Origin of the sequence: Sphingomonas sp. MM-1, from assembly GCF_000347675.2 — a bacterium.
GTDB lineage: Bacteria > Pseudomonadota > Alphaproteobacteria > Sphingomonadales > Sphingomonadaceae > Sphingomonas_E > Sphingomonas_E fennica.
Map to the genome: position 1 here is coordinate 3,999,105 of NC_020561.1, position 15,484 is coordinate 4,014,588.

Here is a 15,484-nt window from a genome sequence, read left to right on the forward strand (position 1 = left end):
AAGTTCTACCGAAGAAAAGGCGCGCCGGACAATATAATCGGCGGTCGCGTTTTCAGCATGGTGCGCTCGGATAGGTATAAACATACCGGGTCATACGCCCCGGCATCCTGCGCGCTTGCTTTGCAATTGGTTGCTTGGAGCCACTGCGGAACACTCCACTTCCTCTTTGAACTGACGTTCGCGGAAGGTCTCCGTCACGAAATCGATGAATGATACAGCCGTACCCACTGCGAGCCGCGCGTGACGCGGCTGTAAGCCGCGGTGTTGACCATCGCGACCATGACCTGAGCCATAGAGGCCACGCAGCTCGGCAAGATATTGCGTGAGCGCCGACAGGTTGCGCAAAATCAGCCTAATGGTCTCAGCGCCTCGGGCTGCGTCAGTAATGTTATCGGGGACCAGCCCCAACTCCTTAGCCACCAGCTTGGTGAGCGCTGGAAGATCGGCGCCGGTTGAATAGCTGATCCCGCGCTTGGTCAGGACCGATTTGCAACAGCTTTCGACCAGTTCCTTAGCCGTTCCGATCGCCAGCGCCGGATCTCGATCAACCGCATTTTCGAGCCGCTCGATCTCGCGGTGCATCCAAGCGGCGTCGAGCGCGTCAGCGACAGTTCGCGCCCGCATCACCGATCTGCTGCCCAACTCGCCGATGGCCTGTGCAACAAACCGTGGCCGGCCAGCGATCTTCTCAACCTCGACCAGCATCCAACCTTCGGGACGCAGCTGGTCGTTGAAGTTACGAACCATATCCAGCGCTTGATTGCGGTCTGGCCGCACGACCGGGTGGACCATTTCGGCAAGAAAAGCGAGGAAACGGTCCGCCGGACCATCGATCAGGTCGAAACGCTTGTCCTCGAAAATCCAGTCGTCTTCCCAGTCGTGATTGTTCCAGCGGTGCTGCCAGATATCGCCCGCAGCATCCTTGTAGCGCGAGTCATGCGACGGCAGTGTCTCTAGATCCCAGAGCCGCTGCAGAAATTCGACATCATCCAGCGATCCCATCCACGCAATGTTGTCGACCTTGAGACCGTCAATGATGTTGCGGCGTGCTCGGCGCGATAGGTTCGCAGGCGCCGAACGCCAGTCGGTACGCGGTTGAATGCGCGGCCTGATTGATGCGCTGAACCACACATTTCCGTCGCGCTCATATACGGCCTTCACGCGCGCCGTGATTTGCTCCTCCAGCGTAGCGCGCTTTGTACCTAGACGGCCGTAGTGCGCCGGGTCGATCGACAGATAGACGGTATAAATCGGCGTTCCGCCGTTCCAATTGTCCCAGCCTGTCTCAGTTACCTCGCAATCAGCCTCGCGGAGCAATTCGGCCGCTTCGGCCATGCCTTCGGCCGCCAGCATCGCCTCTACCGCCGCTAGATGCGCCTCGTCGTCCTGACCGTCCACATTCCCACTCCTTTGATCCCCACTTGTCTACACAGAACGAAGGTGGAACGAAAGTGACATCGATGCGGGTAGGATAAGAGGCTGCGGCCTCATCGACGAGCTAATCCGAAGCACGAATGACAGCTTTGTCGACGAAAGACGTCGAGCTCGTGAATTGGGGCTTGGCTTTCCTGCCAAACCGAAGTCAGTTGGCCGCCGGGGAACGGGGGGACCGCGACATCGAACAATCTGGCGATATAAGTTGGAATCCACTGACTGCGGCAGCTTGCCATGCCGGAGCCGGTTGCGTGGGCGAGCGCTGGACGGTTGCGAACGCCGCGCAGTTGGCGCGCCTGATAGCGATCATCGCCATGGGACAGGTGAGTCAAGCCGCGCACATCGTCTCGAGTCTGGCGCCGGCTGCCCCGGCCTTCTCCTTCGCGGAATTGCGGTCCGAAGCGATCATCCGACTGACGGTGCAGGACGGGCCGCAGACACCGCGTATCGGCTATCCGCGCTGGCAACGTGACGGCTTCATGTTCGAGGCCATGTCCTGGATTGCTGCCCGGCAGTCTCATGGTCCAGCCGTGCTCATGAAAGACCCGCACGTCAGTGCGACGAGCCAAGGACTCGATGGTCTCATGCTGGTGTTGTCGCCGGACAAGTCTGCGATCGAGACTACGACGATCTTTGAAGATAAATGCACCGACGATCCGAAATCGATCTTTGCCGGTAAGGTAATGGCGGGATTCCGGGAGCGCCACGACAACAGGCGAAGCGCGGAAATCATCGCGACGGCGGGCGCGCTGCTGACTAGGGCGGGGATCAGCGACGAGTTCGCGGCGAGAATGGCCGCCGCCGTTACCGACCGCAACCGTCGCCGCTACCGCGCCGCGGTTACCACCGTTGCAGAGCTGGACAATGACTCTGCTCGCGCCAACATCTTCTCCACCTATGGAGATTTGACTGGAATAACGACCGACCAGCGCCAAGCGGCCTGCTTCGTCGTTCCCGCCGAGCTGCGGCCATGGTTTGACCAACTTGGGCTTCAGGCAGTGGGCTACCTCAATTCACTCGAGGACGACCTTGATGTTTGACGCCGAGACGTCTCGCTTCCTGCGGTCAGCTCCACCTCTGCCGGATCTCGATCCGGAGATGATTCCGGCGCTCCTCACTCAGCACTATGCCGAACTCGCCTCGTCCCGGCTGAGAGGAAGCGAAGCATCGCCGCCAAACACTAACTGGCCCCTCGAGCGCATCGCCGACACCTATGAACTCGTCGCGTCGACGCAGCGCGAGTCGCCGTCAAGAGCCGCCGCGGCATTCGTTGCCGGGACGGCGCAGCAAATCCTTGCCCGCCGGCAGCTGTTGCAATCCCCCGACCAGCCGATCTCCAACATCGACCGCGACCGGGTCGATCCCTCGCTCTCGGCCGCAATCCTGTTCCTGATGGCGGAACAGTATGGCGACGCCAACGAGGCGGCCTTGCAGATCAGGATCGCGCGCGGGGGCGAAACCTACGAAGCCGCAATCGTGAGCGAGCATGTCGCCGACATGGCGCGTGGCAGGCTGGCCCGTATCTTAGACCGCTCGGCCCGCTGGCGTCGGCCAGCGCTTCCGGGCGGAATGGAAGATCGGGCGCTTGCTGCGCTGCTAGAAACCATAGCGACGGGCATCGAACTCCTGGCGGCACATATTCTCCGCGCGCCCGCTCCTGAATCCATCGCTGGCCGCTTCGCCAGCTCGCGCGATGCCTTTGACACCGTCGTCGGGCTGGCAGTCGAACGCCCCGGCCTTGATGCCGTCGCGTTCGATCTTGGCGCGCTCTATCCCGGTCCATTCCACCTCGCATCGTTGCTGTCCGCCGCCGACGGCGTCCTCAAGACGGCGAGCTTGCACGACACCCCGATGCCAAGCGGCGCCGACGCGGCAACATGGGAGCGTTGGCTTCGGTTTCGGGCGGATAAATTTCCCTTTGTCTGGCCGAACCACCGCAAGGCGATCGCCGACGAATTTCACCAGACCGGGGTTTCCGCGGTCGTCGTGCTCCCGACAGGGGCGGGTAAGACCACGGTCTCCTCGCTCAAGATCGCAGGCGTTCTTGCGCGCGGAAAGAAAGTCGCCTTCCTTGCCCCCACACATGCCCTGGTCGATCAGCTGACTGAAGACCTCCAGGAAATGTTTCCGAGCGAGATCATGGACTCGGTTATCTCTAACGACTTCGATCTCCTCCTCGGCGACGATGCCTCGTTCCAGGATATCGAGGTGATGACCCCCGAGCGCTGCCTGGCGATGCTCTCGTTCGCGCCCGAAGCCTTTGCCGACGTGGGATTACTCGTATTCGACGAGTGCCATCTATTGAGTCCACAGACAGGCAGGATCCGCCGCGCGCTCGACGCGATGCTGTGCGTGTTAGCCTTTGCGGAGGCTGCGCCCGAGGCCGATCTGCTCTTGCTGTCTGCGATGGTGCGCAACGGCGCCGAACTCGCGGACTGGGTTGGAACGCTGACCAAGCGGCGGAGCATCGCGGTCGACCTCCTGTGGAAACCGAGCCGCCAGGCACGGGGTGTCGTCATCTATGACGAGACGGAACTCACCGCCTCGCGCACCCGCGCGTGGGAGCGGCAGATCGCCGCGGATGCTGCCGCTCCCAAGCCTGCAAAGGATTTGCGCGGCGCGGCGCAAAGGGAGCTGACTGCGCGACCTTACGGAATCTGGGGGCTGCAGCATAACTGGCATTCCGTATCTGAAAGCAAGGCCTGGGTCGTCACGACCGCGCTGCTCGACACGCCCGTTTTACTTTCCGGGTCGATCAAGACTGGCTCACTAAGGCTCAAGCCGAACGTCAACGAGGTTGCCGCGCGTCTCGCCGCCACGGCCAGTCTTCGCGAGTTGAAGACGATCGTGTTCGTGAACACGAAGCGCGATGCGGTTTCGGTGGCACGTGAGATCGCGACGCAATTGGGAACCCGTATTCCGGCGACAGAACCGGAAAGCGAGCGGTGGGCAGCGCTCAAAATCGAACTCGGCGGTCTCAAACATTCCCTCGTCACACCTGAGCATTGCGCCGTACCGCACAACTCGTCGATGCTGCGGCTCGAGCGCGACCTTGCCGAGCGTATGTTCAAACGAGGTAACGGCGCCAATGTCATCGTGGCGACGCCCACCCTAGCGCAAGGCTTGAACTTGCCAGCGCAGCTCGCAATCCTTGCCGGTGACAAGCGCGCCGATCGCGCCGGTGGTCGCGAGAATCTCGAGGCGCACGAAATATTAAATGCCGCAGCGCGCGCCGGCCGCGCAGGCCATCTTGCGAACGGGCTGGTCCTGCTGATCCCGGAACCCATCATCACATTTCGCAGCGGACAGCCACTCAACGCGAACCTCATAGGTAAGCTCAAGGGCGTTCTCCCGGAGGACGACCACTGCGTGACCATCACGGATCCGCTGGAAACTGTACTGGACCGCCTCATGGCGGGCCAAATGCAGGATTCCGACGTTCAGTATACGATCAACCGCATGGCGGTCCTCGCCAGCGGGGAGAATGCGGTTGATGCCGCACACCTGTTCAATCTTCACAAGTCGTTCGGTTACTATAGGGCGGCGAGCCGTGCCGCTGCAGCCGAGTTCGAAGCCAAGATAGAGCAGCTTCGCATGTCGATCGAAGCTCAGCGCGATCCGGATATCGATCACAACGTCGCGATCCTGTCTTCCCAAAGCGGGCTTTCCGCAAACTTGCTCGTCGCGCTCAAGGCCCGCGTCCATGCCGATCTGGCGACACTTCCGAACTCGGTCGCCGACTGGCTGGCTTGGACACTCAAATGGCTCGCCGAGGACTCCGACGCCCGCTCCGCTCTGCTTTCGGACGTCTCGGATAGCATCCTCGCAGCATGCGGTGAGCCGAAGGGCGGTGCCCTTGGCCCCCAGCATCTCGATCATCTGCTTCGCGGCCTGCTGGCATGGATCAATGGCGACAATCTGCGTTCGATTGAACTTATACTCGGCGGTGAGCCCGATCATCACACTCCGACGAAGTATGTCTGCCCGCGGGCGCGCGAGATTGCGGGCACGATCGTGCCGAGGGCGATTTCTTTCATCCTGAGCCTTGTCGCGCGCGTCGCCAGCGACGCGATAGGGTCCGAAGAGCCAGCGGATCTCGATCGGCAATTGATCGAGTTCCTTGGTACGATCGTGCGCCGCGGGTACAGCAGCCCTGACATGATGTTCTACGCGATGGACAACAAGCATTTGCTGGGCAGAGTCCAAGTCCATGCTGCTTGGAAAAATCGCTTTGACGGAATCTTTGACCCTCTTGGGGATCTTTAGATTCCTGATATGTCTAAAACATCTTTCCTAATAACGCTCGCGCGTTCACACCAAACGGTAAGCTGGCGCACCAGCGAACGGGTGCAACAAGAACTCTATTGCTTCCGCGATTCCTCCTTCTTCTTTCATGTTTCGATCGTTCTCGACAAGATGAGCAAAGGACCACTCTTAGATAGCAAGCTCAAATGTCGGAATGACCGAAACGTCGGCGACATCGTGACTGCCTGATCCAATTTATGGATGCCATGTGACTTGTTTCGCGCCGACAGGTAAAAGTAGAATCAGTGGATGACTAAAAATCAACCCGACAAAAAACCGAAGCGCGATCCCGCCCAGCTGTTCGGCGGCAAGCGGTTCGACGTCGAACACGCTCTCAACATGTACGCGACGAGCTTCGTGCTCATGCCTGCCTTCGGAATCTACGAGGAGAAGATCGTGGCGGCGTTCAAGCCGCATCTCGCGAAATGCCACATTTACGTCATCGGCACTATGCCGGCGATAGAGACCGTCGATCAGCGCCTTGAGGATGGACGGCTTGTCATCGTTATCCTCGTTGCCGGCAAACGCCATGAACTTGCCTGGCCCATGCCTGACGGCGTCGAGCTGGTCGAGACCGAGCGGGGGTGGTTCATCAAAAACGGTGATGGTTACTGGGCACCCTCTGACGAAGAGATGGCGCGACGGCTGAACGACGAGCAGGATGCGATCGGCTTCGAGGTCCTCTACATTGGTCAGGCTTATGGCAAGGACGGGTCGCGCAACGCCCTCGACCGGCTGCTCAAGCACGAGACCCTGCAGCGGATCTCGGTCAAGGGCGTGCCGCCTGATCGCCGGCTCACGCTGCTCATGCTCGAGATCGAACCGGGCAATCGGATGATCACCTTCATGAACCCGTGGGCCGAGAATAAGGAGGAGGGAAGCGCCCGCATTTCGGCGGGCCTGGATAAGTTGTTCGGGACATCCGACGCCGAGCGCGTGACCCTCTACGAGGCGTCGCTAATCCGGTACTTCCAGCCACCGTTCAACAAGGAGTTCAAGGAGAGCTTCCCGTCCACCAACCTGAAGGTACTGGCGGACTGCTACGACAAGGATTTCTCCGCCTTAATCTCGGAGATTTGCATCGACGAACTGCCGTTCAAAATGACTTCGGACGCCGTTCAGCCGTCCCAGTACCACACCGCAAAATTTGACCTTCACGAGGATGAGGCGCGTCAGGTGTTCTTCGGAAAGAAAACATAGCGGCGCTGAGGCCGTCGGTAAGCCGCTCGGGGCGGATGAATGTAGACGGGTTTTAGGACGAGCTTCGGGTGCTGCGAACGGCAGCAATGCCGGCGAATTCTGTCTTCGACGAGTACCGATCACAATCCCAATCCCAGTCCACGTTGCCGTCCAAAGGACCAGTCCACACCGCCGCCCGGCGTCATCGTGCCGGAGACGTGGCGGCCGAGATGCTGTTCGAGCGCCGGCCGCCAGGGAACGAGCTGGAAGCCCAGCCCATTGTCGATCATGGCGAACCGGCCTGAGGCCAGCGTCACCCGCTGTCGATAGATACCCGCGACATGATCGCCGGGCCTCGATGGCAGAGGCGCGAGGCCGGTGCGGTTCACAAGGTCGGTCTTGATGTGCAGCATCTCCCGGTCCTTGAGCGTCTGGATCAACGCGCGGGCGAATATGACGCGGCCACCCCGTCGTTCCGCCAATCCCTCATTGACCAGCTGGTCGGCCCGCGACTCCATGGCGGCGGCGACTTCCGCGCCGAAACCGCCTCCCAGCGCAGGCTGCTCGCGTGCGACGAGATTACGATCGAGCCAGGTCGCGCCATCGGCGCTGATCTGCTCGCCAAGCGAAAGATCGGAGCGTGACGCGAGCGAATGGCGCCGCTGTCCCCTGGCATCGTCCCAGGAGCGCAGTTCGACGATGGCGCCGGGCTTCGCGTCGCCAGTCATGTCGATATCGTCGAACCGGAGATGGTGGGTGCGACCATCGATGCCATCGACAACGGCATAGGCGCTGCCTTTGAGTTCATCATAAAGCCCGCGATCAACCAGACGGCCCACGACAGGATCGATCGGGGGCGCTTGGTGGATCGCGAAGCGGGACACGTCGGGGTTCGGTGTGTCCCTGGCCATCGCCTTGTGCATCGTCTTGATGATATCACCGCGAACACCGAGATCGCGCAGCGTGTCTTCCAGACCAGGCTTGATGGTCCAGGCTGCGGGACCGAGCGGATCGACCAGGCCCAGGGCTTCGAGCTTCTGCGCGCGGCCTATCAGGAGATGCCGGTTTTGAGGTCCATGACCATTGGCATCCGGGCGCAAATCGACAATGCCGCCATGACGATCGGCGATATCCCTCAGGGTGCGATCGAGGCTGGTCCAGCGATCGGCCTGAACCTCGCGGCCGAGTGCGGCCTGGATCTCGCGTTGGGTGCGCGGCCCCATCTCGAGGGTCACGCGATCTTCGGCGCGATGACGGAAGCCCTCGCGGATATAGTCCCGACTTATGACGAGGTCGCGGCCATCGTCGCCGCGGCCACGAACCAGCACATGGATATGCGGGTCATCGGTATTCCAGTGATCTATTGCTACCCAGTCGAGCGAGGTGCCGAGATCGCGCTGTGCATCCGCCATCAATTCGCGGGTAAAGGCACGCAGGTCCTCCATCTCCCTGGCGTCCTCCGGTGAGATGATGATCCGAAAATGGTGGCGATCGTCCTCGCAGCGATCAGCGAAGGAGTTTCCGTCCGCCTGATCGCCAGTCGCGTCGAACAGTCGGCCTGGCGCACCGTCGCGCGTGACGCCTTCGCGTTCGAGATAGCTGGCGTGCCGGGCAAGCGGTGCTGCACGATATTTGACCCCTTGGTGCCGGACAATCCGCATCTTGACGACGACGCGTCGATCCGATGACCTGCGCGCGCGACGAGGGGCCGTCACCCGGCCGCGCCCGAAGCGGGAAGCGCCGCCCCCTTTCCGGCGAGGACTGTATGCGCGACCGCCGCGCCCGCCTTTGTTCGCCGCCCGCAGCACCTGGCCGACGAAGGACTTCGCTTGCCGGCCTTTTGTCCCTCCGTCGCGGGGCCGTCCAGGCCTGACCTGGAACTCGTCGTCGGGGCCGCTCATCGGAGGCTGGAACCATCGGCGCAAAAGCCTGCCAGACGTGGATCGATGAGAATTTCGGCAGTTTCACGAGAACATGCTGGCAGGCCGCTCGCGGAGCCATACGAAAAATCCCCGACCAACCAACCATCTGGACCGAGCCTGCTGGCGGTCCTTTTATCTTGCCGTGCCTCCCTGTTCTTCCTGCGTTCCCAGCCGCTTGTTCGATAGAGGACGTCATTGCTCCCCTGAGTACGCTTGCCTGCGAGCGGGCCCGTCATGACGGGTGCAGACCGGAAAGAGGGACGAAGAGGCTGTCCTCGAGCTGGCGAGGCGCGGGATCTGGTGCGTCTTCACCATCGTCCGGTGGCGAACCGGATGATGTCGACACGGTAGTGGACTGGACGCGGACCGGTCGCGAAAAGAGCGGCGCGTGGGTCCAGGCCAGCGCATCGGCGGGCGCGCTCGCGAGCGCGCGAGCGGGCGGTCCGCCGACCATCGGCGCGAGCATGGCGAGATAGGCGCGCGTCTCCCGCGGTAGCGCCCGGCCCGTCGCCAGATGCTCATCATAGCGTCCTGGGCCGGCGTTATAGGCTGCCAGCATTGCCGTCGAATTGCCGTAACGATCATACAACTCACGAAGATAAGCCGTGCCCGCGATGATGTTGTCGCGGGGCTCGTAGGGATCGCGGCCGAGGCGATAGCGCGTGCGAAGCTCCGCCCAGGTCCCGGGCATGATTTGCATCAGACCCATGGCTCCAGCGTGCGAGATCGCGGTCACATCGCCGGCGCTTTCGGCGCGCATGACCGCCCGTATCCAGCGCTCCGGGATGCCGAAGCGGCGGGATGCCTCGGCCACATGGGCGGCGAACGGCGTTACCGCGGATGGCGACCGCGCCGCGGCGGTTTCGCCGCCCGCTATGGCCATCGCCGGCGCGCTCGCAAGACATGCGAGCAGCGCCAGCGACAGCGCCCGGCGGCGCGATTTGCAGCAGCTCGGGCGCACCGGATCAGGTCCGGTCTTCGCGGACACGGTGACGGCTTACCGACAGGCGGAACGCCGAGCCCTCGTCGTCGGTGCGAAAGAGATGCGCGCGCAGAGTCTGGCCCGCGAACAGCGGGCTTTCGATTTCCAGCGAGACATAGTCGCCAGCGCGTTCGCCGACATCCTTCCACGCGGCGCCAACTCTCGGGCCATGTTCGTCGTCGAGCAGCACGCGGAAATCCGGCGCCTTGTCTGCATCGCTCGGTTCGGCGGGAACAAGCGTGACAATCTCGTCGATGCCGAACAACCGGATGCGGCCCTTATAGCCCTCATCGGTGGGTTTGAAGATATTGGGTTGCATTGCCAGTCTCCTTTGCTTGGCGGGGTGGAATGAATTTCGCGGCACGGCGAACGCTCACATGGGCGTCGCCCGCCCGATCACGGTTGCTGCGGGAAGTGGTCCGAAATAGCGGCCGTCGAGGCTGTCCTCGCGATCGGCATTGAGGAAAAAAAGCTGGTCGGCTGCGAGCGTCCGGCATCCCGTCCAGACGGGCAGCGCGCGGCCAAGCCGGTCAGTTGTCTGCGCCACAGCAACGACATCGCCGTCGATGCTGATCGTGTCGCCGGTTCGGCAAACCGTCTGTTCGGGCAGCGCCGCCACACGCTTGAGGAGCGGCAGGCCGAGCGGCAGATAACCGCCCTCGGCGAGGAACCGTGCGATGTCCGGTGGCGGCAGAACCACCGCAAGCTCGCCGCGCGAGACAGGGTCGCCGACGCGCACCCGGTAGAAGCCGATCGGAACACTCGGACTGGCGTTCCAGATCAGGCGCGGAGGCGGATCGATCCACATCGAGATCGCTATGAGATTGACTGCGGCGACGGCGGCCGCGAGCGTTTTCCAGGGATAGGTCATTGCAAGGAGCCTTTGCGGGCGAGCCAGGCGCGATGGCGCTCCAGCGTGTAGGGACGCGGCGTTTCGCGGGCGGCGAGGCGATTGTGGACGTGGCGCCAATGGTCCGGGGCGACGTCGGCGGGATCGATTTCGAGGGCGTCCACCGCGTCGATCGCTTCGAACACACGCTGAACCTTGGGCCAGCCGGAAGCCCGCAGCAGAATGTCACCGCCCGGATCGACACCAGGCACGGTCTGATAGGGCTCGCCTGGCAGCACCGCGCGCAGGATGTCGATGCGAGAAACGACGGTGCCGTAGTCGTTCGACGCCCAGCGCACGAAAGCGAATATGCTGTCGGGAGCGAAGCCCAGGCGGCGCCGGCGCCGGTCGAGTATCTGATCCTCGACAGGGCGGCCGAAGCGTATCCAGCGCTCGATCTTCTTTTCGATCCACAGCAGCTCGACGCGGGTGCGATCATCGCGGACAGCGATCATGGCGCGCGCTCCTGGTCTTCCGCCGGGAAGGCTTCGGCCAGCATGGCCCGCACCAGATCGGCCAGCGTCAGCCCGCGCTGGAGCGCGGCAAGCTTGAGTCGTTTCCGCAGTTCCGGCGTCACATCGATGGTGAGGCGCGCGGTGTTCGCGCTGCGTGAAGGCGACGTTGTCCGTTCCCCTTCGCCGGCGGACACCCAGGCTTCGACGCCGCGTGGCCGGGCGACGAAACGCCTGGGCGGTTTGACCGGACCGCTCATGACAGCAGGTTCTCGACCTGCTGTGCCAATGCTGAGATTTCGCGCGCAGCGATGCTGTCCGCGTCCATTTCGGACGCGAGGCGCCCGGTCCGCAGTGCATCGGCGAAGATCACCCGCTGGCCGACATGGGCCGGCAGCAGAGGCGGATCATGGGCTTCGAGACTGTCGGCAGTGGCCCGCCCGATCAGCGTGCGCGCGGGATAGCGGTTGAGAACGAACCGCGCCGCGATCGCGGGTTTGAAGATGCGGGCCTGATCGAGCAAGGCCAGCATCTCGGCTGACGCCCAGCCATCGAGCGGGGATGGCTGTACCGGCATGAGAACGAGATCGGCGGCCAGCAGAGCCGAGCGAAGCAGCCCTGCGACGCGCGGCGGTCCGTCGATCACCACATGGTCGACACCACGGGCCAGTTCCGGCGCCTCGTGATGCAGCGTGTCGCGTGCGAGACCGATCACGCTGAACAGCCGTGGCAGGCCTTGCGACGCGCGCTCCTGCGCCCAGTCCAGCGCCGAGCCCTGCGGATCGGCATCGATCAGCAGGACACGCTTGCCTGTGACAGCCCACTGGCCAGCCAGATGAAGCGCGAGAGTGGTCTTGCCGACGCCGCCCTTCTGATTGAGCAACGCGACGATCATCGCGTTTCGTCCACAGGCGCGCAGCCCGTTAGTATGAATCCGAAGGATTCAGAGTTAGCAATGTTAGGGGGCAGAATCGGAAAACGATTCCAAGGTGTTAAGCCCGGTTTCGGTTCCTGATAGTCCGAGGATCGGGTTCCCGATCGTCCGATAGTCGCGGTTCCCGATAGTCCGTGCCTCATGGCAACTTATCCACAGGCGGGTAGCCCATTCGCCGCATGGCGGCGTCGAGCGGATCGATGGGGAGCGGAGCGAAGTTCAGCCGCTGACGGCCGAGTTCGAAGGTGAGTGTCAGCCGGTATCCGGGCAGCGGCTGGCGGCGGACGATATCTCGCAGCTCGAAGCTGAAGCGCTTGAGCGGCGAGAGGACGCCCGACTTCAGGTGAAGGTGGGCGACGTCGAAGCTCCACCCATGTTCCTGCCGTCCGCCATGCTTGCGGCAGATACGATAGAGCCAGCGTTCCAGGCCGCCGGTCAGGTTGAAATAGGCTCGGTCGATGGTGAGGACGAGCGCGTGATCCAGCACCCCGGCATAGAACCAGTCAGGGACGATCATCTCGATGCCGAGCGCGCGACCCTGGCCATCGAGACGCTCACGCCACTCATTGATCCAGGAGAAGCGATGGCGCCTGCGCTGGGTGGTTTGACGGATGCTGGTAGCGATCGTGGTCGACTGAAGCCGGTCGAGCCCGGCGCGCAGCCGCTCATAGCTCGCCTTGCCGGTGCCGCGCCGGGTGAAGGTCAGGATGTCATAGGGCGTCGCGGCGATGAGGCGGGAGGTCGGCAGTCCCGCATCATGCGCCTCGACAATCTGGCTTGCCGCCCAGATCAGGATATCGGCGTCCCAGATGGTCGCCATCCCATGTTCGGGCGTCGCTTCGACATGGATCGAGACATCGCCCATGCGGAACAGGATCGGTGCGACCCGCTTGCTCTTGGCAAGCGAGAAGAAGGGCCAGCTCATCAGATCCTGGGCGTCACGCGGGGCGATATCTCCGGCGATCGGACGGAACAGGTCAAGCTGCCGGGAAGTGAAGCCTTTGGCTGTCACGGATTACCGTCCACGCCCGGCATTCGCAGGCCGTCTCGTGGTGGCGATGCCCGGTCCCGGATCGGACGTTGACCGGCGCATCCCGGCCGCTGCCCAGTCGTCGATGTCGGCGACCGTGTAGACGATGCGGCCACCGAGCTTGTGGTAGATGGGGCCGGTGCCGAAGCAGCGATGTTTCTCCAGCGTGCGCGGCGAGAGGCCCAGACGCTTCGCGGCATCGGGGGTTCTCAGAAAGCGTGGCGCATCATCTGGGGGATTGGGCTGCATTGTCGGTCTCCGTCGAAGCGCAGGCCGCGTGGGGCGAGCGCGTAGTGGCGGAGACAAGGCTGGCGTAATCTGCTTGCGCCGGGAGAGAGGGGAAAATCAGGCCAAGGAAAATGTCGCACTGGCCCTGGTCGATCAGCGCCCGCGCAGGAGATCCAGATATCCGCTCTCGCTGAGCCGGAGCGCCTCGTCGCGAAGACGCTGAACCTGTCGGCGTTCATTGGCCGCGCGCCAGTCCGAACCATGTAGGCCAAGCTCAGGATAGACGGCGGCATCGGCCAGTTCGCGGGTGCTGAGGCCCGTCGCAAGGAGGCCCAGCAGATGCAGAAGAAATGTCAGTCTCATGCGCTGGAAGTCTGTCGGCCGGAAAGCTGTGGGCACGCGCCCGCCTGCGGCGCCCTGCAGTCGGAGGGCCAGACGATCAGCGACCGAACGCCGCAAAGCATAGTCGCGGTCGGGGGTGAGAACTATGGCCGGCTCGACTTCCAGATTCGGTTCAGCGAGCCACAGTCGCAAGCGACCGCCAGGGTCGTCGATGACGAGATGCCGACCGCCCTCATCACTATGATCGGCGAGGATCAGGCCCAATCGTTCTGGTGCAAACCGCCCCCTGATCTCCAGGCCACGCGGCGGAGGCGCCAGGGCAACGGTCCCGGGGGCGACCTCAGGCCGCCAGAGCGCAGGAGACACTGCGGCGGAAACATCGGGATCGATCGGAAAACACCAACCCCCAGCGCCGGGCAAAGCCCGTGCTGAGGGTCTCCTTTGATGAAGCGCCGTTCCTGCGCGCGGCATATCGAGCGTATTGCCGCCGGTATTCCTTGTTGTGCCGAAGGAATTCCTGCGCGAAATCGGCATAATCGAGATCGGCGGTTTCCGCGGCGATCGCTTGCGACCGCCAATCGCTGGCAGTTGGCATCGCACCTCTCCCTGTTGCCCCTGTCTCGGGACAGTCGAAGAGCTTGCCTGCGCTGATGTCCGCTGGAAGAGCCGGGTGCGCGATGGAGTTGACCTGGGATTCGAATAGCTTCGAACCTTCAAAAAGCTCGGTTTATCGAGGCCTTCCCTGCAGAAGATCGAGGTAGCCGATCTCGGTCATCCACTTGGCCCTGGCGAGATGGCTTTCATAGACGCCCCATGCCCGCTGCGGCTCGCGAACAGGGTCGAGATCGAAGATTATGCGGACGATTTCACGCCAATGCGCGCCTTCCTCGTCCGCTTCGAGCATTCGCAGATAGGTGACGAAATGGCGTTCGTCGTAGCGGGTCACGCGCGAAGATTGCGGCGGGCGGTCATCGAAATCGGGGATCGCCATTTTTAGCGGCGCGCTCGGCGCCCGGAGCGCCAGTTCTTCGGTCGTCGGGGTGAGATTATCCTGTCCAGGGGATAATGGAAAAAGCCGCGGCGCCCCAGCGCACTCATCGCGTCGGGGGTGCGAACTCGGAAACGAGATGGTGCCCGTCCCACCTGGCCCGACGACAATACCGCTGGAAGATCAATCTGCCTTGCGGAAGAATTCGATGGGATCGACTTCGAGTATCGCGGCGATGCGTTCGAGCATATCGACCGTCGCGGCGTGTTCTTCACGCTCCAGCATTCCGATATAGTTGCGGTTGACACCTGCACGATCGGCAAGCTCCTCCTGCGACAGGCTCTTGGCATGACGCATTTGACGCAAATTCGTGGCGACGATCTCCCGCAGGCTCATGCCGGGGACGTCGCCGCTCTGCCTAACCCATGGCCACCCAATATACTAGGGAATCGTAAATACGTATCTGCGTATCTACGCGAAAGCGCGCTTCAGGGTTTCAGGAAAGCGGGGCCGACCAGCGGCCCCGCATTCGCCTCACCAGGCGAAGGGATCAAACTCGCGAACGATGCTAGCCGAGTCGCCGTCCCATTCGCTGGCCGGCATCGCGCTGAAAAGACCGGCTTCGGTGCGGAACACGATGATATTGACCATGAGGCTGCGGGCGAGGCTCCAGGCATAGGCTGATACGGTTTTGAGCGACGTGGACATTTTTGGGCTCCTGTCTTTCGTCGCGGGGGCCATCCCCGCTCGACAGGCTCCCGAAGTGTCGGGCGCATGGCCGCAATCACCGCGCAGGCGC

General features: G+C 62.7%; 18 protein-coding genes. 3 read left to right on the forward strand and 15 right to left on the reverse strand.

All coding sequences use genetic code 11. From position 1 onward, the window contains the following. Window positions 1-90 precede the first annotated feature (90 nt). Window positions 91-1,398: an abortive infection family protein gene (locus tag G432_RS18985; protein ID WP_015460440.1), complete on the reverse strand. Its 1,308-nt coding sequence runs from the start codon at window positions 1,396-1,398 to the stop codon at window positions 91-93. Between the two features lie 287 nt (window positions 1,399-1,685). On the opposite strand from G432_RS18985, the gene G432_RS18990 reads away from it, so the two are divergent. The 3 genes from G432_RS18990 (at window position 1,686) to G432_RS19000 (ending at window position 6,939) form a co-directional block, all read left to right on the forward strand. After that, on the forward strand, window positions 1,686-2,474 hold the full coding sequence (locus G432_RS18990) for a hypothetical protein (RefSeq protein WP_202192021.1): 789 nt from the start codon (window positions 1,686-1,688) through the stop codon (window positions 2,472-2,474). Then, the gene (locus tag G432_RS18995) at window positions 2,467-5,700 is read left to right on the forward strand and encodes a DEAD/DEAH box helicase (RefSeq protein WP_051128764.1); all 3,234 of its coding nucleotides are present in this window, start codon (window positions 2,467-2,469) and stop codon (window positions 5,698-5,700) included. Before G432_RS18990 ends, G432_RS18995 begins: the two co-directional genes overlap by 8 nt. A gap of 288 nt (window positions 5,701-5,988) precedes the next feature. Beyond that, the gene (locus G432_RS19000) at window positions 5,989-6,939 is read left to right on the forward strand and encodes a hypothetical protein (protein ID WP_015460443.1); all 951 of its coding nucleotides are present in this window, start codon (window positions 5,989-5,991) and stop codon (window positions 6,937-6,939) included. Between the two features lie 119 nt (window positions 6,940-7,058). Here G432_RS19000 and G432_RS19005 read toward each other — a convergent pair whose 3' ends face one another. The 14 genes from G432_RS19005 to G432_RS23830 form a co-directional block, all read right to left on the reverse strand. Then, the gene (locus tag G432_RS19005; RefSeq protein ID WP_041865010.1) at window positions 7,059-8,819 is read right to left on the reverse strand and encodes a relaxase/mobilization nuclease domain-containing protein; all 1,761 of its coding nucleotides are present in this window, start codon (window positions 8,817-8,819) and stop codon (window positions 7,059-7,061) included. A gap of 253 nt (window positions 8,820-9,072) precedes the next feature. Then, window positions 9,073-9,723: a lytic transglycosylase domain-containing protein gene (locus G432_RS19010; protein ID WP_084673704.1), complete on the reverse strand. Its 651-nt coding sequence runs from the start codon at window positions 9,721-9,723 to the stop codon at window positions 9,073-9,075. A gap of 82 nt (window positions 9,724-9,805) precedes the next feature. Continuing rightward, window positions 9,806-10,141 (reverse strand): DUF736 domain-containing protein, encoded by a 336-nt coding sequence (locus G432_RS19015; RefSeq protein ID WP_015460447.1) that lies wholly within the window; start codon window positions 10,139-10,141, stop codon window positions 9,806-9,808. Window positions 10,142-10,195: 54 nt separating this feature from the next. After that, a complete protein-coding gene (locus G432_RS19020) occupies window positions 10,196-10,693 on the reverse strand; it encodes a S26 family signal peptidase (protein WP_015460448.1) in 498 nt (165 codons plus the stop codon). Continuing rightward, on the reverse strand, window positions 10,690-11,166 hold the full coding sequence (locus G432_RS19025) for a DUF2840 domain-containing protein (protein ID WP_015460449.1): 477 nt from the start codon (window positions 11,164-11,166) through the stop codon (window positions 10,690-10,692). Before G432_RS19025 ends, G432_RS19020 begins: the two co-directional genes overlap by 4 nt. Continuing rightward, on the reverse strand, window positions 11,163-11,423 hold the full coding sequence (locus G432_RS19030; RefSeq protein ID WP_015460450.1) for a ribbon-helix-helix protein: 261 nt from the start codon (window positions 11,421-11,423) through the stop codon (window positions 11,163-11,165). Before G432_RS19030 ends, G432_RS19025 begins: the two co-directional genes overlap by 4 nt. Continuing rightward, window positions 11,420-12,058 carry a ParA family partition ATPase gene (gene parA / locus G432_RS19035; RefSeq protein ID WP_015460451.1) on the reverse strand — a complete coding sequence of 213 codons (639 nt, stop codon included), beginning with the start codon at window positions 12,056-12,058 and terminating at the stop codon, window positions 11,420-11,422. The genes G432_RS19030 and parA overlap by 4 nt, the downstream gene beginning before the upstream one ends. A 178-nt stretch (window positions 12,059-12,236) precedes the next feature. Then, on the reverse strand, window positions 12,237-13,022 hold the full coding sequence (locus tag G432_RS19040) for a replication initiator protein A (RefSeq protein ID WP_236626927.1): 786 nt from the start codon (window positions 13,020-13,022) through the stop codon (window positions 12,237-12,239). Between the two features lie 90 nt (window positions 13,023-13,112). Further along, window positions 13,113-13,376 (reverse strand): helix-turn-helix transcriptional regulator, encoded by a 264-nt coding sequence (locus tag G432_RS22740; protein WP_015460453.1) that lies wholly within the window; start codon window positions 13,374-13,376, stop codon window positions 13,113-13,115. A gap of 132 nt (window positions 13,377-13,508) precedes the next feature. Continuing rightward, on the reverse strand, window positions 13,509-13,961 hold the full coding sequence (locus G432_RS23820; protein WP_187294016.1) for a DNA -binding domain-containing protein: 453 nt from the start codon (window positions 13,959-13,961) through the stop codon (window positions 13,509-13,511). Between the two features lie 76 nt (window positions 13,962-14,037). Next, window positions 14,038-14,292, reverse strand: coding sequence for a transcriptional regulator domain-containing protein (locus G432_RS23825; RefSeq protein WP_015460455.1), 255 nt, complete (start codon window positions 14,290-14,292; stop codon window positions 14,038-14,040). A 132-nt stretch (window positions 14,293-14,424) separates the two neighbouring features. Continuing rightward, entirely contained in the window at window positions 14,425-14,688 is a 264-nt protein-coding gene (locus G432_RS19055) for a DNA -binding domain-containing protein (protein ID WP_015460456.1), read from the reverse strand. 180 nt (window positions 14,689-14,868) lie between these two features. Continuing rightward, window positions 14,869-15,081 carry a helix-turn-helix domain-containing protein gene (locus G432_RS19060; protein WP_015460457.1) on the reverse strand — a complete coding sequence of 71 codons (213 nt, stop codon included), beginning with the start codon at window positions 15,079-15,081 and terminating at the stop codon, window positions 14,869-14,871. Between the two features lie 138 nt (window positions 15,082-15,219). Beyond that, window positions 15,220-15,393, reverse strand: coding sequence for a hypothetical protein (locus G432_RS23830; protein ID WP_015460458.1), 174 nt, complete (start codon window positions 15,391-15,393; stop codon window positions 15,220-15,222). Between the last annotated feature and the right edge of the window lie 91 nt (window positions 15,394-15,484).